Origin of the sequence: Bacillus cereus group sp. MYBK108-1, from assembly GCF_051917185.1 — a bacterium.
GTDB lineage: Bacteria > Bacillota > Bacilli > Bacillales > Bacillaceae_G > Bacillus_A > Bacillus_A cereus.
This window is the reverse complement of the sequence record NZ_JBQAHZ010000018.1, coordinates 23,633-45,469: the sequence shown is the minus strand read 5'-3', so window position 1 is coordinate 45,469 and position 21,837 is coordinate 23,633. Positions and strand designations below refer to the sequence as shown.

Genomic DNA, 21,837 nt, shown 5'->3' with positions numbered 1-21,837 from the left:
TTATAATACAAAGGAGGACAAATTAAATGAGTTTAGGTGTAATCGCAGCTGCAATTGCAATTGGTTTATCAGCATTAGGTGCAGGTATTGGTAACGGTCTTATCGTATCACGTACAATCGAAGGTGTTGCTCGTCAACCAGAATTAAAAGGCGCACTTCAAACAATTATGTTCATCGGGGTTGCTTTAGTTGAGGCACTTCCAATCATCGGTGTAGTTATTGCATTCATCGTAATGAACAAATAAGGGAGACTCCCCTTACATAGATGGCGAAGAGTGTTTTTCCGAACTTTCTTCGCCATTGCTTTATGAACGAAACGTATGTCTTTTTTTTCATATGATCAATTTAGATATTTTGAAGGGAGTGAATCCTTGTGCCAACTTTATTATTAGGAGCTTCCATTCCATTTGGAACGATTGCTTATACATTGTTCATTTTCTTACTTCTATTAGTAATGCTACGCAAATTTGCGTGGGGTCCTTTAATGGGAATTATGAAAGAACGTGAAGAGCACGTTGCTAATGAAATCGACGCTGCAGAAAGAAATAATGCTGAAGCGAAGAAATTAGTAGAAGAACAACGTGAGATGTTAAAACAATCGCGTGTTGAAGCACAAGAGTTAATCGAAAGAGCGAAAAAGCAAGCTGTAGATCAAAAGGATGTTATTGTTGCTGCTGCGAAAGAAGAAGCAGAATCAATTAAAGCATCTGCTGTACAAGAAATTCAACGCGAAAAAGAGCAAGCAATTGCTGCTTTACAAGAACAAGTCGCTTCTTTATCTGTTCAAATTGCTTCTAAAGTAATTGAAAAAGAATTAAAAGAAGAAGATCAAGTGAAGTTAATTCGCGATTATATTAAAGAAGTAGGAGAAGCGCGATGAGCAATGGGATTGTAGCAAAACGTTATGCTGTCGCTCTTTTTAAAATTGCAAAAGAAAAACACGTATTAGAAATGTTTGAAGAGGAATTACGCCTTGTACAAAACGTTTATGTAAAGAACGGAGAACTACATAGCTTTTTAACGCAACCGAACATTTCAAAGGAACAAAAGAAAACGTTTCTTGCAAACGTATTCGGATCTGTTTCTGAATCTATTTTAAATACGTTATATATTTTAATTGATAACAAACGCATTGATATCTTACCTGAAATTGCAGATGAATATGTTGTTCTTGCTAATGAAGAACGTAACGTAGCGGATGCAACTGTATATTCTACTCGTCTTCTATCAGAAGAAGAGAAGCTTAACATTGCTGAAGCATTTGCAAAGAGAACGGGAAAAGATGCAATTCGCGTGAAAAATGTTGTAGATGAAGATTTACTAGGCGGAATTAAAGTACGTATTGGAAATCGCATTTATGACGGAAGTTTACAAGGAAAATTAGCACGTATTCAGCGTGAATTAATGAAGAATAGATAGGGGTGAAGCACATGAGCATCAGAGCTGAAGAAATTAGCGCACTGATAAAGCAACAAATCGAGAACTATCAGTCTGAAATCGAAGTTAGTGATGTTGGTACAGTTATCCAAGTTGGTGACGGTATCGCGCGTGCTCATGGTCTTGATAACGTTATGGCTGGTGAACTTGTAGAGTTCTCTAACGGCGTTATGGGACTAGCACAAAACTTAGAGGAAAACAACGTAGGTATTATCATTTTAGGACCTTACACAGAAATCCGTGAAGGTGACGAAGTTCGTCGTACTGGTCGCATCATGCAAGTACCAGTAGGAAAAGAACTAATTGGTCGTGTTGTAAACCCATTAGGTCAACCAGTTGATGGTTTAGGCCCAATCAATACAACAAACACTCGTCCAATCGAAAGTCCAGCACCAGGTGTAATGGATCGTAAATCTGTTCATGAGCCACTTCAAACAGGTATTAAAGCGATCGATGCTCTTGTACCAATTGGCCGTGGTCAACGTGAGTTAATCATTGGTGACCGTCAAACTGGTAAAACAGCAGTTGCACTTGATACAATCATTAACCAAAAAGATGAAGACATGATTTGTATCTACGTAGCAATTGGACAAAAAGAATCAACTGTACGTAACGTAGTAGAAACACTACGTAAGCACGGTGCATTAGAATACACAATCGTTGTAACTGCATCTGCTTCTCAGCCAGCTCCATTATTATACCTAGCTCCTTATGCTGGTGTAACAATGGGTGAAGAGTTCATGTACAATGGTAAACACGTATTAGTAGTATATGATGACTTATCAAAACAAGCAGCGGCTTACCGTGAGCTGTCATTACTATTACGTCGTCCTCCAGGTCGTGAAGCTTACCCAGGGGATGTATTCTACTTACATTCTCGCTTATTAGAGCGTGCAGCAAAATTAAGTGATGCAAAAGGCGGCGGTTCTTTAACTGCACTACCTTTCATCGAAACACAAGCAGGGGACGTATCAGCATACATCCCAACAAACGTAATTTCTATTACGGATGGACAAATCTTCTTACAATCTGACCTATTCTTCTCTGGCGTACGTCCAGCGATCGATGCGGGTACTTCTGTATCTCGTGTAGGTGGATCTGCTCAGATTAAAGCAATGAGTAAAGTATCAGGTACACTTCGTCTTGACCTTGCATCTTACCGTGAGTTAGAAGCGTTCGCTCAGTTCGGTTCTGACCTTGATAAAGCAACTCAAGCGAAATTAAACCGTGGTGCTCGTACTGTTGAGGTATTAAAACAAGGATTACACAAACCGTTACGTGTAGAGAAACAAGTTATCATTCTTTACGCTTTAACACGTGGATTCCTAGATGATATCCCAGTAGTAGATATCACTCGTTTTGAAGAAGAATTCCATGCTTGGTTAGATTCTAATGCGACTGACTTATTAGAAGAAATCCGCACAACTAAGAAACTTGCGGATGACGACAAATTTGCAGCAGCAATCAATGGATTTAAAAAAGTATTCGTAGCTTCTGAATAATAAAAGCGGAAGCGGCTCATTCAAGCCGCTGGAGCTAGATAGTATATATAAAAGGCATCTCGGGCTCTGAGATTGCTAAAGGTCATGTAAAGGAAAAGAGTAGGTGCACCTATTCTTTTCCTTCAATCATGAGCAAGAATATCTTGCAACGTAGATTAGGAAGAGGATTCTTACTAATCGTGCCAACTTCCGGAAAAAAGGTGGTGAAAACCTGTGGCATCTTTACGCGATATAAAAGCGAAGATTAACTCGACAAAGAAAACGAGTCAAATTACGAAAGCGATGGAGATGGTATCTGCATCTAAGTTAAACCGTGCAGAGCAAAATGCTAAATCTTTCGTTCCGTATATGGAAAAGATTCAAGAAGTAGTAGCGAGCATTGCGCAAGGAAGCAAAGGGATTAATCATCCAATGCTAAATGCGCGTCCTGTAAAGCGTACAGGATACATCGTTATTACGTCTGATCGCGGACTAGCAGGTGGTTATAACAGTAACGTATTACGTACAGTAAGTAACGTAATTCGTGAACGTCATAATATGGATTCAAACCAATATTCTATTATTGTGCTTGGACGACTAGGACGTGATTATTTAAAACGTCGCGGCTTTAACATTATTGATGAAGTAGTTGGATTATCTGACCACCCATCATTTACTGATATTAAAGACCTTGCTTCTCGAGCAATTGCGATGTTCGCAGATGGTGCTTATGATGAGCTGTACATTTACTACAACCATTACGTAAGTAAAATTTCACAAGAGGTAACGGAAAATAAAATTTTACCGCTTACTGATGTGGCGTCTGACAAACCGACGACAGCTTATGAATTCGAACCTTCTGAAGAAGAGATTTTAAAAGTACTATTGCCACAATACGCAGAAAGCTTAGTGTACGGTGCATTACTAGACGGTAAAGCAAGTGAGCACGCAGCGCGTATGACAGCAATGAAGAGTGCTACAGACAACGCAATGGAAGTTATCGATTCACTTACACTTTCATTCAACCGTGCGCGTCAGGCAGCGATTACGCAAGAAATTACGGAAATCGTTGGTGGAGCAGCAGCGTTAGAATAGTATTAAAAAGCGGAAGCGGTTCGTTCAGAATGAGAGGGGGATGGAGCCTTTTGACGTAGAGGCGATTTGTGCCTCGTAGGAAAAAGCGAAGCCACCGAACATTCTAACCGCTGGAGCTGGATTCAATAAAAAGCGTAGGTGGCTTGCTCAGAAGGGGAGGGCATTGGAACTCCTGACAAAGAGGCGTTCTTTGCCTCGTAGGAAGGGGTGAAATGACCGACCCTTCTAGCCACCGGAGATAGATTCAATAAAAAGCGGAAGCGGCTCTTTCAGGAGAGTCGCGTAAGCTAAACTAATAAAAAATTAAAAGCTAACTTCTCTGATAGAGGTAGCTAATTAAAAGAAAGCTAGGAGGGAACCCGATGAATAAAGGGCGCGTTACGCAAATCATGGGTCCGGTTGTAGACGTTAAGTTTGATGGCGGAAAGCTACCAGAAATCTACAATGCCCTTACGGTAAAACAAAGCAACGAAAACGGAAGCATGAACTTAACATTTGAAGTTGCACTTCATTTAGGTGATGATACAGTTCGTACAGTTGCGATGTCTTCCACAGATGGACTTGTTCGTGGCACAGAAGTAGAAGATACTGGTAAAGCAATCTCTGTACCAGTTGGTGATGCAACACTTGGACGTGTATTCAACGTATTAGGTGATGCAATTGACTTAGATGGTGAACTTCCTGCGGATGTACACCGTGATCCAATTCACCGTCAAGCACCTGCATTCGAAGAATTATCTACTAAAGTAGAAATTCTTGAAACTGGTATTAAAGTAGTAGACTTACTTGCTCCTTACATTAAGGGTGGTAAGATCGGCCTATTCGGTGGTGCCGGCGTAGGTAAAACAGTATTAATTCAGGAATTAATCAATAACATCGCACAAGAGCACGGTGGTATCTCTGTATTCGCTGGTGTAGGTGAGCGTACTCGTGAGGGTAATGACTTATACCACGAAATGAGCGATTCTGGCGTAATCAAGAAAACTGCGATGGTATTCGGACAAATGAACGAGCCACCTGGAGCACGTCAACGTGTTGCATTAACAGGTTTAACAATGGCTGAGCATTTCCGTGATGAGCAAGGACAAGACGTACTTCTGTTCATCGATAACATCTTCCGTTTCACGCAAGCGGGTTCTGAAGTATCTGCCCTTCTTGGTCGTATGCCCTCTGCGGTAGGTTACCAACCAACACTTGCAACAGAAATGGGTCAATTACAAGAGCGTATTACATCTACAAATAAAGGGTCTATCACGTCTATCCAAGCGGTATATGTACCAGCCGATGACTATACTGACCCAGCACCAGCTACAACGTTCGCTCACTTAGATGCAACAACAAACTTAGAGCGTCGTTTAACGCAAATGGGTATTTACCCAGCCGTAGATCCATTAGCATCTACATCTCGTGCACTTTCTCCAGAAATCGTAGGAGAAGAGCATTATGAAGTAGCTCGTCAAGTACAGCAAACTTTACAACGTTATAAAGAGCTTCAAGATATCATCGCTATCTTAGGTATGGATGAGTTATCTGAAGAAGATAAGTTAGTTGTACATCGTGCTCGTCGTATTCAATTCTTCTTATCTCAAAACTTCCACGTAGCTGAGCAGTTTACAGGTCAAAAAGGTTCTTACGTACCTGTAAAGAATACAGTTAGTGGTTTCAAAGAAATTCTAGAAGGAAAATATGATGACCTTCCAGAAGATGCATTCCGCTTAGTAGGTGGCATTGAAGAAGTTATTGAAAACGCGAAGAAAATGATGGCGTAAGGCCTTAGGAGGGACGAAGTATGAAGACATTTCCAGTCAGTATTGTAACTCCTGATGGACCGGTTTACGAAAAAGAAGTAGAAATGGTAAGTGTAAAAGCAGAGAGTGGGGAAATGGGGATCTTACCAGGTCACATTCCAACTGTTGCACCATTAAAAATTAGTGCAGTTCGTCTGAAAAATGGTGGACACACTGATTATGTAGCAGTAAGCGGTGGCTTTATCGAAGTTCGTCCAGATAAAGTGACTGTATTATCATCATCTGCTGAAGAAGCAAACCATATCGATATCCATCGTGCAAATGAAGCGAAGCGTCGCGCAGAGCAACGTCTGCAAGATAAACAAGCACATGTTGACTTTAAACGTGCAGAAATGGCATTACAACGTGCTGTGAACCGTTTGAACGTTTCCGATATGAAGTAAAAAAATCCGTAAGGGCTTTGCCTTTACGGATTTTTTTTTGTGTATTTTATGGATAATTTTACAAAACTGGTATAATTATATTGATGCTTGTATAAGTAGAAGTGTACAACAATTTATATTTCATAAAGGGGATGGATCAATGATTGGTGAAATGAAGCGAGAAGCATTGTACTCTTTAAAGGGAAAATGGGGACTAGGTGTTGGATCAACAATTTTATATTTTATTTTAAGTTATGTTGTTTCGCTGGCTGCAATGCTTATACTATTAATTCCAGGAATTATTATATTTCTCTCAGTTGTAAGCTTAACTGGATCATTTGAAGAGGAAACGATGTCAATTGGAGCAGGTATTACCTTTGGAATTTTTTATTGCATTATGATAATTTTGAGTAACGCATCGTATGGGATTACGTCATATGGTTATACAAATGTATTTTTACAGATTAGTAAACGAGAAGATGCTAAAGTAGATTACTTATTCGAAGGATTTCGTGGCTTTAAAAGAATGATGAAAACAATGTGGGCAATGCTTGCGATTTTGTTATATACAGGTACATGGATTCCGATGCTGTTAATAGGCTTATTTGCATTGTTAGGTGAAGAAGGGAATACGTCATTTGCAATAGCTTTCTTCGTACTATTAGCAATTTCAATTGTTGGTATGATTGTGATGTATTTTTCTTATGCACTGACGTACTATGTGATGATTGAAAATCCAGAATATAGTGTTTCGCAGGCGATGAAGGAAAGTAAGAATCTTATGAAGGGTCATAAGTTAGATTTGTTTCTTTTATGGCTGAGCTTCATAGGATGGGCTATTTTAGCGCTTCTTACTTTTGGAATAGGATTTCTTTGGCTTAGTCCGTATATGAGTACGACGACAGCACACTTTTATCGCTACATTTCAAAAGGTGAATTTCAATAGGAACATGCTATACTAATAGAATTATTGTGTATAGGAGGCGAGGCTACGCATGATTAGTGATTTAAAAGGAGAAGCACTAGATTCATTAGAAGGGAAATGGGGATTAGCTGTTGGAGCTACACTACTCATTTCAATTCTTATCACGGCTTTTAGTTTTAGTGTTGATTGGGGATTTTCTTTAATTTTCGGTTGGCAAAAAACAAATGGTTCACTTTCAACGAATATTCTTTCATTTTTTGTTACTGGACCGTTAACTTTAGGTGGATATTACCTTGGTTTAAATATCCTTCGTGAAAAGCAAGCTAGTATTGGTAATGTATTCATTTGGTTTTCAGAGGGAAAGAGATTTCTAAAATCATTTTTATTATATTTATTAGTAAATCTTTATCTTTTCTTATGGACGTTATTGTTCATTATTCCAGGTATTATTAAATCATTTTCTTATGCGATGACATACTTTATTATAAACGATCATCCTGAGTATTCACTGAACCAAGCTATTACAGAAAGTCGTCGTATGATGGATGGACATAAGATGGAGTATTTCATTTTATGTTTAAGTTTTATTGGCTGGTTTATATTAAGTTGTATTACGTTAGGGATTGGATTCTTATGGTTAATTCCATATTTCTATACGACATCTGCAGCTTTTTACGAAGAGATTGCAGAAGAATATTATGAGAAAAAAATTTAGCACTATAAAACCCCCAGTATGAATTATTTGTTCATACTGGGGGTTTTTTGTAGAAATTTTATAAATTGATTACTAGTAAGTGGTTTACTGAAATAGTAACCTTGCATATATTTACAGTTATGTTTTTGCAGAAACTTAAGCTGTTTTTCGGTTTCAATTCCTTCGGCAACGACTGAAAGATTTAAAGTATTTGCGAGGGAAAGTATTGTAGAAACGATGGCTCGTTCTTCAGGACGATGATCAGCTAATTGTGTAAATTCTCTCGGTACTTTTAATGTGTCGATTGGAAAAATTGATAAATAAGCAAGAGAAGAATACCCAGTACCGAAGTCATCAATGGAAGTTTGGATACCGTACTCTTTTAATTGCTTCAGTCTCAATAACGTTTCTTTCTCGTCAATCATTGCAATTCTTTCTGTTAACTCAAGGGTTACATATTTTGGGTCGACTTGCACGTCGTTTAATATTTGTGAAATGTTTTCGATTAATTGATCTTGCCGGAATTCTTTTGCGGATAAATTAACACTTATTTTTAAATTTTGGTAGCCAAAGGTATGCCATATTTTTAATTGGAGACAAGCTTCTTGTAATACCCAATGTCCAAGTGGGACTACTTGTGGCGTCTCTTCTACAATTGGAATAAACTCACATGGTGAAATGTCACCTAATAGCGGGTGTTTCCATCGTATTAAAGCTTCAGCACCGATAATTTTATTTGTTGTCGTATCAATTTGTGGTTGATAAACGAGATAAAATTCTTTGTTTACTAAAGCGATTGGCAAATCTTTTTCAATTCGAGCTTTTCGTTCCATTTTTTTATATAGTTCTTTCGTGTAAAGAGAGCTACCGTTTTTTCCTTTATTCTTTGCTTCGTACATGGCCATATCAGCATGCTGCAAAATGGATAGCGCATCTTCACCTGCTTCAGGATATATTGCAATTCCGATGCTCGGTGAGATTTGTAAATGTTGATTTTCGATTTCAAATGGCTCATTCATGGCCGCTACAATCCTATCAGCTATTTTTTGGACATCTGGCTTTTTTTTGTAATTCTCGATAAGGATTGTGAACTCATCCCCAGCTAGCCGCGCGAGTTTCATATTTGATGTTGCTATTCTTTCGAGCCTTTTTGCTACTGCGATGAGCAATAGGTCTCCTACTCGATGACCGAGGGTATCATTAATAACTTTAAAACGGTCTAGGTCGAGAAACATAACAGCAAAAGGCTTTTTCGATATTTTTGCTCGTGCAATTGCCTGTTCTAAATGTTGATGAAATGCACGACGATTTGCAAGCTCTGTTAAAGTATCATGGTATGCTAGGAAGTTGATTTGTTCTTGTTGTTGTTTGCTTTCCGTAATATCTTTAATCATTAAATAAACCCCAGAAATTTTCTCCTTTAAAAAGATCGGTACGGCGGTAACGTGCAAGTAGTAAATATCTCTGTTTTTATGGTAAGCCCGTATTTCTAAAGAAATCGAATATCCCTTTTTCACGCGATGAAAGGCGTTAATCATTTCTTCTAAATCTTCTTCGTATATGAGTGAATAGTAAGGCTGGTTTAATAATTCATTCGTTTGATAACCGAGTAAAGTAGTACCAGCGTTATTTACTTTGAGAAAATTACCGTACAAATCTAATGTGAAAATTGGATCTGGATGATGCTCGTATAAAGATTTAAACATTTGTTGATTATGATAGAGTTCATTTTTCTGTTCTACTAAATCTTCTGTACGTAGTTTAATTTGTTTCTCGAGTTCTGAGTTGAATTGCATTTGAGCGATCAATAATATTTTATTTTGTTTTCGAACTAAACTATGACGTATGAGAACGAAAGAAAAAGTTATTATAAGTCCGATTACTATAATAGGCGCAAAAACGTATTCAACTAATATAAAAACAATAAGCATTACTACAGAAATATACGGTAATGATAATCGGATTGATTCGCCAATTTTAGGTGTTAGTAGTACTTGTTCTTGTTTTTCAGGCTTTTTTGTATGGAGAATACAGGCGATTGCTACTAGTACTAAGGTTACTTGATAGAAAGGCGTAACTGTAAACATAGAATACTCTGGTATGAAGTATTTTATATAAGCATAAATCGCATCTGTAGTAGCATATAAAATTAAAGCACTGCCAAGAAGTGCACCGACCTTTTTAGGTAATAAGGATAGTGGTTTGAATAAAAGGTTGATTCCTATTAAGAGAAAGAGTAAATCAGCCATTGGATAGGTAAGTTGAACAAATATGTCGATATAGGATGTTGTAAAGATATGAATAGTTCGTTCAATAAGTAAGTAGTAACTTAAAGTAAATTGGGCTGTAACGATAATACAAATATCACATAGCATAAAAAGTTTTTCTAATAAATCTCGGTTATAAATGATTTCGTATAGAAAGGCAAACGTAAAGCTAACTAAAAAAAGTAAGTAAAAAAAGTCAGATGGATCAACGAACGTATAGAAGTCCTTTACAATTAAACGCTGATAGGCAACGACTATATCACCGATAAAATAAGAGAGAGCTCCAACAGATAATATGATCCAAAATAAACGAGATAGCCCTTCTTTCATGTTTGAAAAATAAAGTATATAACTACAAGCGATAATATCAATTAATAGGGTGCTCGTTCCGATTAATAGCTGAAAAGGAAATGAGTATTCATATACAAAAGGCATTGCTACATAGTGAAGCGTTATAGACAGCAATACAATGCTTATAAGAATACTTACATGTGTTTGTTTTTTCATTTATATCACCTACGGTTTCTTGAAAAGCATATATAAGTTTTATATTTATTTTGCACAATTATAGCAAGTTGTAAAGGTAGATTTTAATAATTCTTGTTTCTGTCTCCCAACATATCGACATAGGAATTTGAAGTTTGCTATAATGATTAGAATAGTTGCATTATTTAGAAAAATTTAAAAATAATAATTACTGCAACTAGGACATATTGTTTACTATGTGAACTTGTTCTTAATTTAGGGGGGAGGGTTTCACAATGGCAAGTGTATATGAAAATAGTTATATGATCGTTTTGATTTTCTTGCTATTAGGTATATTGCTGCCGGTAGTGGCTCTTACATTAGGAAGGATGCTGCGCCCAAATAAACCAAGTGCAGCAAAGGCGACGACGTATGAGAGTGGAATTGAGCCTTTTCATGATGCAAATATTCGGTTTCATGCTCGTTATTATATTTTCGCTTTATTGTTTGTGATCTTTGATGTAGAAACTTTATTTTTATATCCTTGGGCTGTTGCGTATGACAAGCTAGGTTTATTTGCATTAATTGAAATGCTCATCTTTGTTGTAATGTTGCTAGTTGGATTAGCGTATGCTTGGAAAAAGAAGGTGTTACAATGGTTATAAATTTTGAGGAATTACATCCAAATGAGCGAGCAGAATTAGAACGAAATATCTTTTTTTCTACATTGGAACAGTTGAAAGGATGGGCGAGGAGCAACTCTTTATGGCCGATGACATTCGGACTGGCATGCTGTGCAATTGAAATGATGGGGGTAGGCTCATCACATTACGATTTAGATCGATTTGGGTCATTTTTTCGAACTTCACCAAGGCAATCGGACGTCATGATTGTATCGGGAACAGTAACGAAGAAGATGGCTCCTATTGTTCGGCGTTTATATGATCAAATGCCCGAACCGAAATGGGTTATTGCGATGGGATCTTGTGCGACAGCAGGTGGTCCGTATGTAAATTCATATGCTGTTGTGAAAGGTGTAGACCAAATCGTACCAGTTGATGTGTATATTCCTGGTTGTCCCCCAAATCCAGCTGCTTTAATCTATGGAATTAATAAATTAAAAGAGAAAATTCGTTACGAGGCAAAGACCGGAAAGCAGGTGACGAATAAATGAGTAATCCAAATAAAGATTTAGAGGATCTGAAAAAAGAAGCAGCTAGGCGTGCGAAAGAAGAAGCGAGAAAACGCCTTGTAGCGAAACACGAGGCGGAAATAAGTGAACTTGAGGAGGAAGATCAAGAAAAAGAGAAAGCGCTACCAAAAAATGATGATATTACTATAGAAGAAGCAAAACGACGTGCAGCAGCAGCCGCAAAAGCAAAAGCGGCAGCGTTAGCGAAGCAGAAAAGAGAAGGGACAGAAGAAGTAACGGAAGAAGAAAAAGCGAAAGCGAAGGCGAAGGCAGCAGCAGCTGCAAAGGCAAAAGCGGCGGCGTTAGCGAAACAGAAAAGAGAAGGAACCGAAGAAGTAACGGAAGAAGCAAAAGCGAAAGCGAAGGCGAAGGCAGCAGCAGCTGCAAAGGCAAAAGCGGCGGCGTTAGCGAAACAGAAAAGAGAAGGAACCGAAGAAGTAACGGAAGAAGAAAAAGCGAAGGCGAAGGCAGCAGCAGCCGCAAAAGCAAAAGCGGCGGCATTAGCGAAGCAGAAAAGAGAAGGGACAGAAGAAGTAACGGAAGAAGAAAAAGCGAAAGCCAAGGCGAAGGCAGCAGCAGCCGCAAAAGCAAAAGCGGCAGCATTAGCGAAGCAGAAAAGAGAAGGAACCGAAGAAGTAACGGAAGAAGAAAAAGCGAAAGCCAAGGCAAAAGCGGTGGCGGCGGCAAAGGCGAAAGCGGCAGCATTGGCGAAGCAGAAAGCCTCGCAAGGTGATGGGGATTCGGGAGATGAAAAGGCAAAGGCAATTGCAGCGGCAAAAGCGAAAGCAGCAGCGGCTGCAAGAGCGAAGACAAAGGGAGCTGAAGGTAAGAAAGAGGATGAGCCGAAGCAGGAAGAACCGTCCGTAAATCAGCCGTATTTAAATCAGTATGTTGAGGCTATTAGGGAGAAGTTAGGAGAGGGTGCATTAGTAGATTCCTACATTAATAAACTGTCAAAGGATGTGCCAACTCTTGTGGTGGATCCCGAAAAGTATTATGAAGTGATGGAGTCATTGCGATTCCATGAGGGACTTGCTTTTGATTATATGTCAGAGCTACATGCGACAGATTTTGTGACACATATGGAAGTGTATGTTCATTTGTTTTCATATGGCAAGAAACAATCGGTAGCGGTGAAGGTAAAGCTAGACCGGGAAGCGCCGCAAGTCGAGTCTGTGACAGCGCTTTGGAAAGGGGCTGACTGGCCGGAGAGAGAAGCATACGATTTGCTCGGTATTGTATTTAAAGGGCATCCGAATTTAACGCGTATTTTAATGCCAGATGATTGGGTAGGATATCCGCTTAGAAAAGACTATGAACCGTATGATGTGGAGGTGTAGCTATGATCCGCACGGAAGAGATGCTTTTGAATGTAGGACCTCAGCATCCGAGTACACATGGTGTGTTCAGGCTCGTAATTAAGATTGACGGGGAAATTATTAAAGAAGCTACACCTGTTATTGGATATTTGCATCGCGGGACCGAAAAGATCGCTGAGAGCTTACAGTATACGCAAATTATCCCTTATACAGATCGAATGGACTATTTATCAGCCATGACGAATAATTACGTCATTTGCCATGCTGTAGAGACGATGATGGGGCTTGAAATTCCAGAGCGTGCCGAATACTTGCGAGTACTTGCGATGGAGCTAGGAAGAATTGCGAGCCATCTCGTTTGGTGGGGGACGAATCTTCTTGATATAGGAGCGGTCAGCCCGTTTTTGTACGCGTTTCGTGAACGAGAGATGATTATAAATTTATTAAATGAATTATGCGGGGCACGGCTTACTTTTAACTATATGAGAGTTGGTGGTGTGAAGTGGGATGCGCCAGATGGTTGGATTGAAAAGGTGGAAGAGTTTGTTCCGTATATGAGGGAGCAATTAGCAGGTTATCATGATCTTGTTAGCGGTAATGAGATTTTCTTAAATCGTGTGAAAGGCGTTGGTATATATAGCGCGGAAGAAGCGATCTCGTATTCCTTAAGCGGAGCAAATTTGCGGTGCACTGGAGTAAACTGGGATCTTCGCAAAGATGAGCCGTATTCGATTTATGATCGTTTTGATTTTGATATTCCTGTTGGAAGCGTGGGAGATGCTTGGGATCGCTACGTTTGCCGAATGCAAGAAATCGAGGAGTCTTTAAAGATTGTTGAGCAAGCGGTTCAGCAGTTCCCGAAAGATGGAGCTGTGCTGGCAAAAGTACCGAAAATTATTAAGGCACCTAAGGGAGAAGCATTTGTACGTATCGAATCGCCGCGCGGAGAGATTGGTTGTTATATCTCAAGTGACGGAAAGAAAGAGCCGTACCGTTTGAAGTTTCGTAGGCCATCTTTTTATAACTTGCAAATTTTACCGAAGTTATTGAAAGGTGAAAACATCGCTAATTTAATTACGATTTTAGGTGGAGTTGATATTGTACTTGGGGAGGTTGATGGCTAATGATTGAGGCGCTCTTACAATCACCTTCAAGCTGGACGAATTTCTTCATTTTTTTCGGATTAGCGGTACTTCTACTATTTGCAGTCCTTGGCTTCGTTACATATGGAATTTTGGCAGAACGGAAAGTGATGGGGTTTATGCAAGGGCGGATTGGACCAAACCAGGTTGGAGGCCGATTCGGTTTACTGCAAACGGTAGCTGATGTTTTAAAACTATTATTGAAAGAAGATAGTATTCCGAAAGCAGCAGATAAACCGCTGTTTATATTAGCGCCTGTCATTGCATTTGCACCAGCATTTATGGTGCTTGCGGTTATCCCGTTCACTGATAAATTTCAATTTGCAGATATTGGAGTCGGGCTACTTTATTATATTGCTGTTTCCGGTATTACGACGATAGGTGTTGTAACTGGGGGATGGGCATCGAATAATAAATATTCCCTTTTAGGAGGGATGCGTGCGGCGGCGCAAATGATTTCTTATGAGATTCCGCTCGTAATGAGTGTAATTGGTATCGTTTTGCTAGCTGGTAGCCTGAATTTAAATGAGATTGTAGCGGCGCAGGAGAAGGTCTGGTACATTTTCGTACAGCCAATTGGATTCGTCGTTTTCTTAATCGCAGCAGTTGCAGAGTTAAATAGGACGCCATTCGATTTGCCGGAAGCGGAGTCAGAACTTGTTTCTGGATATCATACGGAATACTCAGGTTTTCGCTGGGCGTTTTTCATGCTTTCAGAGTACGTATATTTCTTCGGGATGGCATCGTTAATTACAGTGCTCTTTTTAGGCGGATGGAATCCAGTCATGTTTCTTGGATTTATCCCAGGTGCCGTATGGTTTGCTTTGAAATTTAGCAGTGTAGTCTTTCTATTAATTTGGTTCCGCGTTACGTTCCCGCGTATAAGAGGTGACCAGTTAATGGAGTTTGGATGGAAAGTATTATTGCCGATTGCACTTGCAAATATTTTCTTAACGGCATTGATTAAGGAGTTATTCTTCTAATCTATGAGGGGGGTGCCAGTAAGAGATGAAAGGACTATTTAAAGGGTTAAAATATACATTAAGTAATTTGAGCAAGAAGAAGGTAACGTATGATTATCCAAATCAACCGTTGCCGTTGCCAGACCGTTTTCGGGGGATTCAAAAATTTTATCCGGAGAAATGTATTGTTTGTAATCAGTGCTCTAACATTTGTCCGACAGACTGTATTCAGTTAACAGGAAAGAAACATCCGGATCCTACGAAAAAAGGAAAAATTATCGACACGTATGATATTAATTTTGAAATTTGTATTCTTTGTGATTTATGTACAGAAGTTTGTCCGACAGAGGCAATTGTCATGACAAATAACTTTGAACTCGCGGAATATTCACGTGATGACTTATTTAAAAATTTGCAGTGGCTTGACGAAAACGACGAAAACGTCAGGAAGGAGAATAAGGCATGAATGGCGAGTTTGTAGCATTCTTTATACTATCCTTGTCTGCAATTATCGGCGGTGTTCTTATGTTGAACTTAACGAAAGTTATGCACATGATGCTAGCTCTCGTTCTGACATTTCTCAGCATTGCAGGTTTGTATTTTCTTTTGTCAGCCGAATTTATAGGCGTTGCACAAATTTTACTTTACTCCGGTGCAATCACAATTATTATGATTTTCGGCATTATGTTAACGAAACATAACGCGGAAAATGAATCGCGTCTTACTCTTCGAAAATGGATTATCTTCTTTGCAGTTGTAGCATTTGGAGCGGTTATGTATTTCGCTGTTAATAATGTTGATTTTGCAAATGAAAGCACACAAGGAAGTTTACCTCTCCATGAAAACAACACACTTCAAATCGGTACGCTTCTCTATTCAAAATATATTATTCCATTTGAACTAACTTCAGTTATTTTACTTGTAGCACTCGTTGGCGCAATTATACTTGCGAAAAAGGACGAGAAAGAGGAGGATTCCAATGAGTAGCGTTCCAGCTTCTGCATATTTAACACTTGCGATTATTTTGTTTTGCATCGGTCTATTTGGAGCTTTAACAAAGCGGAATACAGTAATCGTATTAGTTTGTATCGAATTAATGCTGAATGCTGCCAATTTAAACTTAGTGGCGTTTAGTAAATTAGGCTTATTTCCGAATTTAACAGGTCAAATTTTCTCACTGTTTACGATGGCTGTAGCGGCAGCGGAAGCGGCGGTAGGACTCGCTATTTTAATTGCTTTATATCGTAATCGTACGACAGTTCAGGTGGATGAAATGGATACGCTCAAAGGATAGCATTGTGACCGAAAAAGGGGGAAGGAAACAATGATCGATTATGCATGGCTCATACCGCTTTTCCCACTCGTTTCGTTTTTGTTACTTATTATATTCGGGAAGAAAATTAGAGAAGGAAGCAGCGTACTTAGTATTTTTTTCGTCTTTCTCTCCTTTATACTTGCGGTACTTGTGTTAATAGAAAGGTTTTCAGAAGCAAGCGTGAAGCATAAGTGGGTGTGGCTTAGAGCTGGAGATGTGGATATATCATTCGGCTTTGAAGTGACTGCATTAGGAGCTTTAATGTTATTTATCGTGACGCTTGTGAGTCTACTTGTACATGTGTATTCGAAAGGTTATATGAAAGGTGATGAACGATTACCGACCTTTTACGCATATTTAGGACTCTTTACATTTGCGATGTTAGGGCTTGTTATATCAACGAATTTATTACAACTTTATATATTTTGGGAATTAGTTGGCCTTGGCTCATTTTTACTTATCGGTTTTTATTTCTTTAAAGAAGAAGCGAAGGCTGCTGCAAAAAAGGCTTTTATTATGACCCGTATTGGGGATGTTGGTTTATTTATCGGGATGATTTTAATTTTTTGGTACGCAGGTAGTTTTGAATATGACGCAATATTTAGGGCGATTTATACAGGGGATCTACCTCCTTACATGATTACAATAACAGCGATATTAATTTTTATCGGGGCGATGGGGAAATCAGGTCAGTTCCCGCTTCATACGTGGTTGCCAGATGCAATGGAGGGGCCAACACCCGTTTCGGCACTTATTCACGCGGCGACGATGGTCGCAGCTGGCGTATATTTAGTAGCGACGATGTTCCCTCTATTTTCAGCAAGTACAGTGGCGATGCAGACAGTGGCAATCGTTGGAGCTTTCACTGCAATCTTTGCGGCCTCTATCGGTCTTGTGCAAACAGATATAAAGAGGGTGCTTGCTTATTCTACAGTTAGCCAGCTCGGGTATATGATGCTCGCGTTAGGTTCTGCCGGTTATGTAGCTGGTATATTTCATTTAACGACACATGCTTTTTTTAAAGCACTACTATTTTTGGCGGCAGGAAGTGTAATTCATGCTGTGCATACGCAAAACATTAATAAAATGGGCGGTTTACAGAAGAAGATGAAAGTAACTGGTACGCTATTTTTAATAGGTACCCTTGCCATTAGCGGTGTTCCGCTGCTTTCCGGTTTTTTCAGCAAAGATGAAATTTTAGCGGCGACGTGGATGAATGGCAATTACGTTTTATTTACTTTAGCGGTAATTGCGGCGTTTTTAACAGCGTTTTATATGTTCCGCCTTTACTTTCTTGTCTTTACTGGAGAAACGAAGACGAAGGAAGAAGTGCATGAATCGCCTCGCGTTATGACGTATCCAATGATTGTTCTCGGCGTTCTCGCAGTAGTGGCAGGATATATAAATACACCATGGTTTGGGACGTTTCTCGGAGATTGGTTGACGAAAGATGTAGGGTTTAAGGTTGAAGAAACGCATGGACCAGTTTGGATTATGATTGTTGCGACACTCGTTTCATTTGCGGGAATCGCTCTTGCATATTTCATATATAGGAAGAAATCAATTTCTAGGAATTGGGCTGGGGGTACGGAAACATCGCTTTATAATCTTTTGAAAGAAAAATATTATGTGGATGAACTATACAACATGACGGTGATCCCTATTACGAAAGGAATCGCTCATGTGCTTCGCTTATTTGAAGTGTATGTAGTCGAAGGAATTGCAGTTTTAATTGCAAGTGTAGTGAAAGGCACAAGTAACCTTGGATCGAAACTTCAAAACGGGAATGTACAAGTGTACGGTACTGTAACGGCGGTTTCGCTCGCTGTACTCGTCATTATTTTGCTCTATACGGGAGGGGATTTACGATGAATGATTTGTTGTTAACGTTCTTCATTTTTTCCCCGCTTTTAGGAATTTTATTGCTTGTATTAACACCGAAAAAGGAATTGCGTACAGTGCGAGCGCTTGGCTTATTTGGGACGGCACTTCCATTTGGAATCGCTATCGTCCTCGCTTGTACATATGCTTCTGGAAAGAATTTGTCACTATTCGATGAAAAGATGAAGTGGATTAAGTTCGGCGATTTTACAGCGGTAGATAAAAGGTGGTTTTCTATTTATTACGAGCTCGGTATTGATGGTTTGTCGCTTGTCATGATGGTACTGACGGCTCTTCTAGCAACGCTTGCAGCAATTGCAGCCTTTTCTATTAAAAGAAATTTAAAAGCATTTTATATGCTGTTACTCATGCTAGAAATAGGAATGCTCGGCGTCTTTGCTGCTCAAAACTTAATGTTGTTTTTTATCTTCTTTGAAATTACGTTGCCACCAATGTTCTTATTAATTGGAAAGTGGGGAAAATTGTCGAGTGAAAAGGCTGCGTATAGTTATTTAATATATAACGGTATTGGCTCAGCTATTTTGCTCATTGTTTTCTCAATTTTGTTCGCGAAAACAGGTACAACAAATATTGTGGAGCTGAAAGAGATATTAAGAAGCGTAAACGCAGAGGGAGCACTCGTCATCCCAAGTAGTTTGCAGCTTAGTGTATTTATTGCCATAATGATTGCTTTTGCAATTAAACTACCTGTTTTTCCGTTGCACCGCTGGATGGTCAATGTACACATAGAAGCGCATCCAGCTGTAGTTATGCTTCATGCGGGTGTTTTGCTGAAGATTGGAGCGTACGGTATTATTCGCTTCGGAAAAGGGCTATTCCCGGAATATTTTCACGATGTTGCAACACTAATTGCGATATTAGGCGTAATTAATTTATTATACGGTGCCTTTTTAGCGCTCATCCAAACAGACTTTAGGAAAGTACTGGCTTACTCTAGTATTTCGCATATGGGAATTGTGTTAATGGGACTTGCGTCACTTAATGCACCTGGTACACAAGGAGCGTTATTCCAGGTTGTATCGCACGGTTTAATTGCAGCCTTGCTGTTTTTCTTACTCGGTGTTATAGAACAACGTTTCGGAACATCAGACATTACAGCGCTTGGTGGACTCGCAAAAAGTGTCCCAGTACTTAGCGGCTTCTTCTTAGCAGGAGGAATGGCATCGCTCGGATTACCAGGGATGTCTGGGTTTGTTAGTGAATTTCTTGCCTTTCTCGGTTTATTTCAAGGAGAGCCCGTCATTGCTGCAGTCGGTGTGATTGGCATCATTTTAACCGCTGTGTATGTATTAAGGGCGACACTTCAAGTGACATTTGGAAAGAAAGAGTGGGAAGCAAAATCTGATATACACGGATGGGAGTATGTCCCTGTTTTACTACTTATCTTTTGTATTATTGCAATTGGAGTTATGCCAGAGATACTAGGGGATCCGCTTCAAAATACATTGAAAACATTGGGGGTGAAGTAGGATGGATATGAATACGTTACTTAGCTTATCGTGGCATCTAATGGTGCCAGAATTTATTATTCTCGGCGCCGCCATCCTCCTTTCCATATGTGATTTGTTTTTTAAGCTGAACCATAGATATGTAGCTCTTGGTGCGATTGCTGCCATCGTATTAGCAATCGTGTCATTAATTACTCTATATAGCGAACCGGCAGGAGATATTTTAAATGGATCGTTTGTGTTAGATGGATTTTCAAAAGGGTTTAAAACGTTGCTATTAGGTGCCTCAGCTCTCATTTTATGCACCGCGATGAGCGATGATAAGAAGAATCCAATCGAGGATAAGGGCGAATATTATTATTTATTTTTAATGGCGCTTCTTGGTGCGATGTTCATGGTTTCTAGTGTTGATTTTATTACCCTTTTCGTTGGTTTGGAGTTACTTTCACTTTCTTCTTATATTTTAGTAGGAATACGAAAAAAGAGCCGTGCATCAAATGAAGCGGCAATGAAATATGTCATTAGCGGAGGAATTGGAACGGCGATTACGCTCTTCGGAATGAGTTATTTATACGGTATTACAGGTTCAACTAACATTGTAGATATGCAAAAGGTACTCACTGGGGAGCTCGCTAGTGGTATTCAGTTATTGTTAGCTCTCGCATTTCTTTTATTGCTAGTTGGTCTCTCATTTAAAATTGCCACAGTGCCGTTTCATATGTGGGCACCTGATGTGTATGAAGGAGCGACTACACCTGTTACTGCTTTTCTTGGAACGATTTCTAAAATTGCTGGGTTCCTACTCATTATTCGTTTGTTCCTTATGATCTTTGCAAGTGTATTAATACAAGGAGATATGCAATCTTTATATGGGCATATGAGTATATATATTGCAGTGCTAGCAAGTATTACGATGATTGTTGGGAATGTAGTCGCATTAAAACAATACAATATAAAGCGTTTATTTGCTTATTCGGGCATTGCTCATGCAGGATATTTACTCGTTCCACTTGTGGCATTATCACCATTTACGATGGATAGCATGTGGTTTTATATGCTGGCATACATGCTTATGAATATAGGGGCATTTGCTATCATCCACGGCTTAATCTTACAAAATAATGAGGAAAATATAACAATTTTCACAGGTTTATATAAAAGGTCGCCATTTACAGCGATAATGATGACAATTTTTATTTTATCGTTGGCTGGGATACCAGGAACGGCTGGCTTCATTGGAAAGATTAATATCTTTTTAGGCGCACTTCATGTAGAGCCAGCACATTACGTACTAGCTTCGATTATGATGGGTACGACAGTTGTTTCATTCGTATATTATTTCCGTATTTTACAACAAATGTTTTTCCGCACCGGAGAGACAGAAGAGAGAATACGGTTACCGTTAAATATAAAGGTTGTTATGAGTCTTTGTGCAATTTCGATTGTAATACTAGGGATTATGCCGATGATTGGGTACAATTTCTTTTATGAATATTTTCCATTAATGAAAGATTTCTTCTTCTTAGGGAACGTGGTACAATAGTGAAAATAAAAGGTGTGGAGTCAGTACTCTGCGCTTTTTATTTTGTGTTAACTTGTAATGTAGATATACGTTTTTGGAAAGAAAATCACGATGTAAAATGTAAGATGTCTATGTGCATTTGAAAAAGTGTAGCTCCTACTTATTATGGTATCGTTTTTATATTCTTTCATAAGTAGTAGCTGAGTAAAAAGGGGTCGATTTTTTGGCACAACTTTTAGGGCAACAAGCACTGATTGCCATTGTTTCGCATTTATTGTTTATTACCATTACGTGGTGGGCCTTACAAGGCATTCACATTGAGCGTTTAATGAAGTCCGGAAAAGTGCTGCAGACGCGAGTATTACTCATCTTAATTACAATTGCAATTGGGACATCTGTAAGTAACTTTTTCCTTGATTATTTAGGCTATTCGAAGAGTTTAACGTATTTAGTAAAGTAAGTGTATAGAACCTCAAATCTCCGTTAACAATGGGGATAGGA

At 39.1% G+C, this 21,837-nt stretch carries 22 protein-coding genes; 21 read left to right on the top strand and 1 reads right to left on the bottom strand.

Going from position 1 to position 21,837, the window contains the following annotated elements; all coding sequences use genetic code 11:
- Window positions 1–26: 26 nt before the first annotated feature.
- The 9 genes from atpE (at window position 27) to ACTFSL_RS21285 (ending at window position 7,823) form a co-directional block, all read left to right on the top strand.
- A complete protein-coding gene (gene atpE, locus ACTFSL_RS21325; RefSeq protein ID WP_000052064.1) occupies window positions 27–245 on the top strand; it encodes a F0F1 ATP synthase subunit C in 219 nt (72 codons plus the stop codon).
- Window positions 246–373: 128 nt separating this feature from the next.
- Complete coding sequence (atpF, locus tag ACTFSL_RS21320; RefSeq protein ID WP_001142624.1) at window positions 374–880, top strand: F0F1 ATP synthase subunit B; 507 nt, start codon at window positions 374–376, stop codon at window positions 878–880.
- Window positions 877–1,419 (top strand): F0F1 ATP synthase subunit delta, encoded by a 543-nt coding sequence (gene atpH, locus ACTFSL_RS21315; RefSeq protein WP_000064683.1) that lies wholly within the window; start codon window positions 877–879, stop codon window positions 1,417–1,419. The genes atpF and atpH overlap by 4 nt, the downstream gene beginning before the upstream one ends.
- Window positions 1,420–1,430: 11 nt before the next feature.
- Complete coding sequence (atpA, locus tag ACTFSL_RS21310; protein ID WP_000027518.1) at window positions 1,431–2,939, top strand: F0F1 ATP synthase subunit alpha; 1,509 nt, start codon at window positions 1,431–1,433, stop codon at window positions 2,937–2,939.
- Window positions 2,940–3,152: 213 nt separating this feature from the next.
- Entirely contained in the window at window positions 3,153–4,013 is an 861-nt protein-coding gene (gene atpG, locus ACTFSL_RS21305; protein WP_000157696.1) for a F0F1 ATP synthase subunit gamma, read from the top strand.
- Between the two features lie 362 nt (window positions 4,014–4,375).
- Window positions 4,376–5,782 (top strand): F0F1 ATP synthase subunit beta, encoded by a 1,407-nt coding sequence (gene atpD / locus ACTFSL_RS21300; protein ID WP_001032595.1) that lies wholly within the window; start codon window positions 4,376–4,378, stop codon window positions 5,780–5,782.
- 20 nt (window positions 5,783–5,802) lie between these two features.
- Entirely contained in the window at window positions 5,803–6,204 is a 402-nt protein-coding gene (atpC, locus tag ACTFSL_RS21295; protein WP_000847211.1) for a F0F1 ATP synthase subunit epsilon, read from the top strand.
- A 139-nt stretch (window positions 6,205–6,343) separates the two neighbouring features.
- Window positions 6,344–7,129 carry a DUF975 family protein gene (locus ACTFSL_RS21290; protein WP_000578820.1) on the top strand — a complete coding sequence of 262 codons (786 nt, stop codon included), beginning with the start codon at window positions 6,344–6,346 and terminating at the stop codon, window positions 7,127–7,129.
- A 49-nt stretch (window positions 7,130–7,178) separates the two neighbouring features.
- Window positions 7,179–7,823 (top strand): DUF975 family protein, encoded by a 645-nt coding sequence (locus ACTFSL_RS21285; protein ID WP_000622462.1) that lies wholly within the window; start codon window positions 7,179–7,181, stop codon window positions 7,821–7,823.
- A gap of 23 nt (window positions 7,824–7,846) precedes the next feature.
- On the opposite strand, the gene ACTFSL_RS21280 is transcribed toward ACTFSL_RS21285, so the two are convergent.
- Window positions 7,847–10,576: an EAL domain-containing protein gene (locus ACTFSL_RS21280; protein WP_000745011.1), complete on the bottom strand. Its 2,730-nt coding sequence runs from the start codon at window positions 10,574–10,576 to the stop codon at window positions 7,847–7,849.
- Between the two features lie 254 nt (window positions 10,577–10,830).
- On the opposite strand from ACTFSL_RS21280, the gene nuoA reads away from it, so the two are divergent.
- The 12 genes from nuoA to ACTFSL_RS21220 all read left to right on the top strand — a co-directional run bounded on the left by nuoA (window position 10,831) and on the right by ACTFSL_RS21220 (window position 21,796).
- Entirely contained in the window at window positions 10,831–11,199 is a 369-nt protein-coding gene (gene nuoA / locus ACTFSL_RS21275; RefSeq protein WP_000179273.1) for an NADH-quinone oxidoreductase subunit NuoA, read from the top strand.
- Window positions 11,190–11,708 (top strand): NADH-quinone oxidoreductase subunit NuoB, encoded by a 519-nt coding sequence (gene nuoB / locus ACTFSL_RS21270; RefSeq protein WP_000236331.1) that lies wholly within the window; start codon window positions 11,190–11,192, stop codon window positions 11,706–11,708. Before nuoA ends, nuoB begins: the two co-directional genes overlap by 10 nt.
- A complete protein-coding gene (locus tag ACTFSL_RS21265) occupies window positions 11,705–13,066 on the top strand; it encodes an NADH-quinone oxidoreductase subunit C (RefSeq protein WP_440042362.1) in 1,362 nt (453 codons plus the stop codon). The genes nuoB and ACTFSL_RS21265 overlap by 4 nt, the downstream gene beginning before the upstream one ends.
- A gap of 2 nt (window positions 13,067–13,068) precedes the next feature.
- Window positions 13,069–14,169 carry an NADH-quinone oxidoreductase subunit NuoD gene (gene nuoD, locus ACTFSL_RS21260; protein WP_440042361.1) on the top strand — a complete coding sequence of 367 codons (1,101 nt, stop codon included), beginning with the start codon at window positions 13,069–13,071 and terminating at the stop codon, window positions 14,167–14,169.
- A complete protein-coding gene (gene nuoH / locus ACTFSL_RS21255) occupies window positions 14,169–15,170 on the top strand; it encodes an NADH-quinone oxidoreductase subunit NuoH (protein ID WP_000568570.1) in 1,002 nt (333 codons plus the stop codon). The genes nuoD and nuoH overlap by 1 nt, the downstream gene beginning before the upstream one ends.
- Before the next feature lie 25 nt (window positions 15,171–15,195).
- Window positions 15,196–15,615 carry an NADH-quinone oxidoreductase subunit NuoI gene (gene nuoI / locus ACTFSL_RS21250; protein ID WP_000677191.1) on the top strand — a complete coding sequence of 140 codons (420 nt, stop codon included), beginning with the start codon at window positions 15,196–15,198 and terminating at the stop codon, window positions 15,613–15,615.
- The gene (locus ACTFSL_RS21245) at window positions 15,612–16,136 is read left to right on the top strand and encodes an NADH-quinone oxidoreductase subunit J (protein ID WP_001012812.1); all 525 of its coding nucleotides are present in this window, start codon (window positions 15,612–15,614) and stop codon (window positions 16,134–16,136) included. Before nuoI ends, ACTFSL_RS21245 begins: the two co-directional genes overlap by 4 nt.
- Entirely contained in the window at window positions 16,129–16,443 is a 315-nt protein-coding gene (gene nuoK, locus ACTFSL_RS21240; protein ID WP_000100079.1) for an NADH-quinone oxidoreductase subunit NuoK, read from the top strand. The genes ACTFSL_RS21245 and nuoK overlap by 8 nt, the downstream gene beginning before the upstream one ends.
- Before the next feature lie 30 nt (window positions 16,444–16,473).
- A complete protein-coding gene (gene nuoL, locus ACTFSL_RS21235; protein ID WP_000568229.1) occupies window positions 16,474–18,336 on the top strand; it encodes an NADH-quinone oxidoreductase subunit L in 1,863 nt (620 codons plus the stop codon).
- A complete protein-coding gene (locus ACTFSL_RS21230) occupies window positions 18,333–19,835 on the top strand; it encodes an NADH-quinone oxidoreductase subunit M (RefSeq protein ID WP_000998925.1) in 1,503 nt (500 codons plus the stop codon). Before nuoL ends, ACTFSL_RS21230 begins: the two co-directional genes overlap by 4 nt.
- Window positions 19,836–19,842: 7 nt before the next feature.
- Entirely contained in the window at window positions 19,843–21,357 is a 1,515-nt protein-coding gene (gene nuoN / locus ACTFSL_RS21225) for an NADH-quinone oxidoreductase subunit NuoN (RefSeq protein ID WP_440042380.1), read from the top strand.
- A 202-nt stretch (window positions 21,358–21,559) separates the two neighbouring features.
- Window positions 21,560–21,796: a DUF1146 family protein gene (locus tag ACTFSL_RS21220; protein WP_000057889.1), complete on the top strand. Its 237-nt coding sequence runs from the start codon at window positions 21,560–21,562 to the stop codon at window positions 21,794–21,796.
- Window positions 21,797–21,837 lie beyond the last annotated feature (41 nt).

What these genes read in the sequence shown, in the direction of transcription:
- nuoL (WP_000568229.1), top strand. Translation starts at nt 16,474, where the DNA reads ATGATCGATTATGCATGGCTCATACCGCTTTTCCCACTCGTTTCGTTT.
- atpE (WP_000052064.1), top strand. Translation starts at nt 27, where the DNA reads ATGAGTTTAGGTGTAATCGCAGCTGCAATTGCAATTGGTTTATCAGCA.
- ACTFSL_RS21230 (WP_000998925.1), top strand. Translation starts at nt 18,333, where the DNA reads ATGAATGATTTGTTGTTAACGTTCTTCATTTTTTCCCCGCTTTTAGGA.
- ACTFSL_RS21265 (WP_440042362.1), top strand. Translation starts at nt 11,705, where the DNA reads ATGAGTAATCCAAATAAAGATTTAGAGGATCTGAAAAAAGAAGCAGCT.
- nuoB (WP_000236331.1), top strand. Translation starts at nt 11,190, where the DNA reads ATGGTTATAAATTTTGAGGAATTACATCCAAATGAGCGAGCAGAATTA.
- nuoA (WP_000179273.1), top strand. Translation starts at nt 10,831, where the DNA reads ATGGCAAGTGTATATGAAAATAGTTATATGATCGTTTTGATTTTCTTG.
- ACTFSL_RS21280 (WP_000745011.1), bottom strand. Translation starts at nt 10,576, where the DNA reads ATGAAAAAACAAACACATGTAAGTATTCTTATAAGCATTGTATTGCTG.
- atpC (WP_000847211.1), top strand. Translation starts at nt 5,803, where the DNA reads ATGAAGACATTTCCAGTCAGTATTGTAACTCCTGATGGACCGGTTTAC.
- ACTFSL_RS21290 (WP_000578820.1), top strand. Translation starts at nt 6,344, where the DNA reads ATGATTGGTGAAATGAAGCGAGAAGCATTGTACTCTTTAAAGGGAAAA.
- nuoK (WP_000100079.1), top strand. Translation starts at nt 16,129, where the DNA reads ATGAGTAGCGTTCCAGCTTCTGCATATTTAACACTTGCGATTATTTTG.
- atpA (WP_000027518.1), top strand. Translation starts at nt 1,431, where the DNA reads ATGAGCATCAGAGCTGAAGAAATTAGCGCACTGATAAAGCAACAAATC.
- nuoH (WP_000568570.1), top strand. Translation starts at nt 14,169, where the DNA reads ATGATTGAGGCGCTCTTACAATCACCTTCAAGCTGGACGAATTTCTTC.
- nuoI (WP_000677191.1), top strand. Translation starts at nt 15,196, where the DNA reads ATGAAAGGACTATTTAAAGGGTTAAAATATACATTAAGTAATTTGAGC.
- nuoD (WP_440042361.1), top strand. Translation starts at nt 13,069, where the DNA reads ATGATCCGCACGGAAGAGATGCTTTTGAATGTAGGACCTCAGCATCCG.
- atpD (WP_001032595.1), top strand. Translation starts at nt 4,376, where the DNA reads ATGAATAAAGGGCGCGTTACGCAAATCATGGGTCCGGTTGTAGACGTT.
- nuoN (WP_440042380.1), top strand. Translation starts at nt 19,843, where the DNA reads ATGAATACGTTACTTAGCTTATCGTGGCATCTAATGGTGCCAGAATTT.
- ACTFSL_RS21285 (WP_000622462.1), top strand. Translation starts at nt 7,179, where the DNA reads ATGATTAGTGATTTAAAAGGAGAAGCACTAGATTCATTAGAAGGGAAA.
- atpH (WP_000064683.1), top strand. Translation starts at nt 877, where the DNA reads ATGAGCAATGGGATTGTAGCAAAACGTTATGCTGTCGCTCTTTTTAAA.
- ACTFSL_RS21245 (WP_001012812.1), top strand. Translation starts at nt 15,612, where the DNA reads ATGAATGGCGAGTTTGTAGCATTCTTTATACTATCCTTGTCTGCAATT.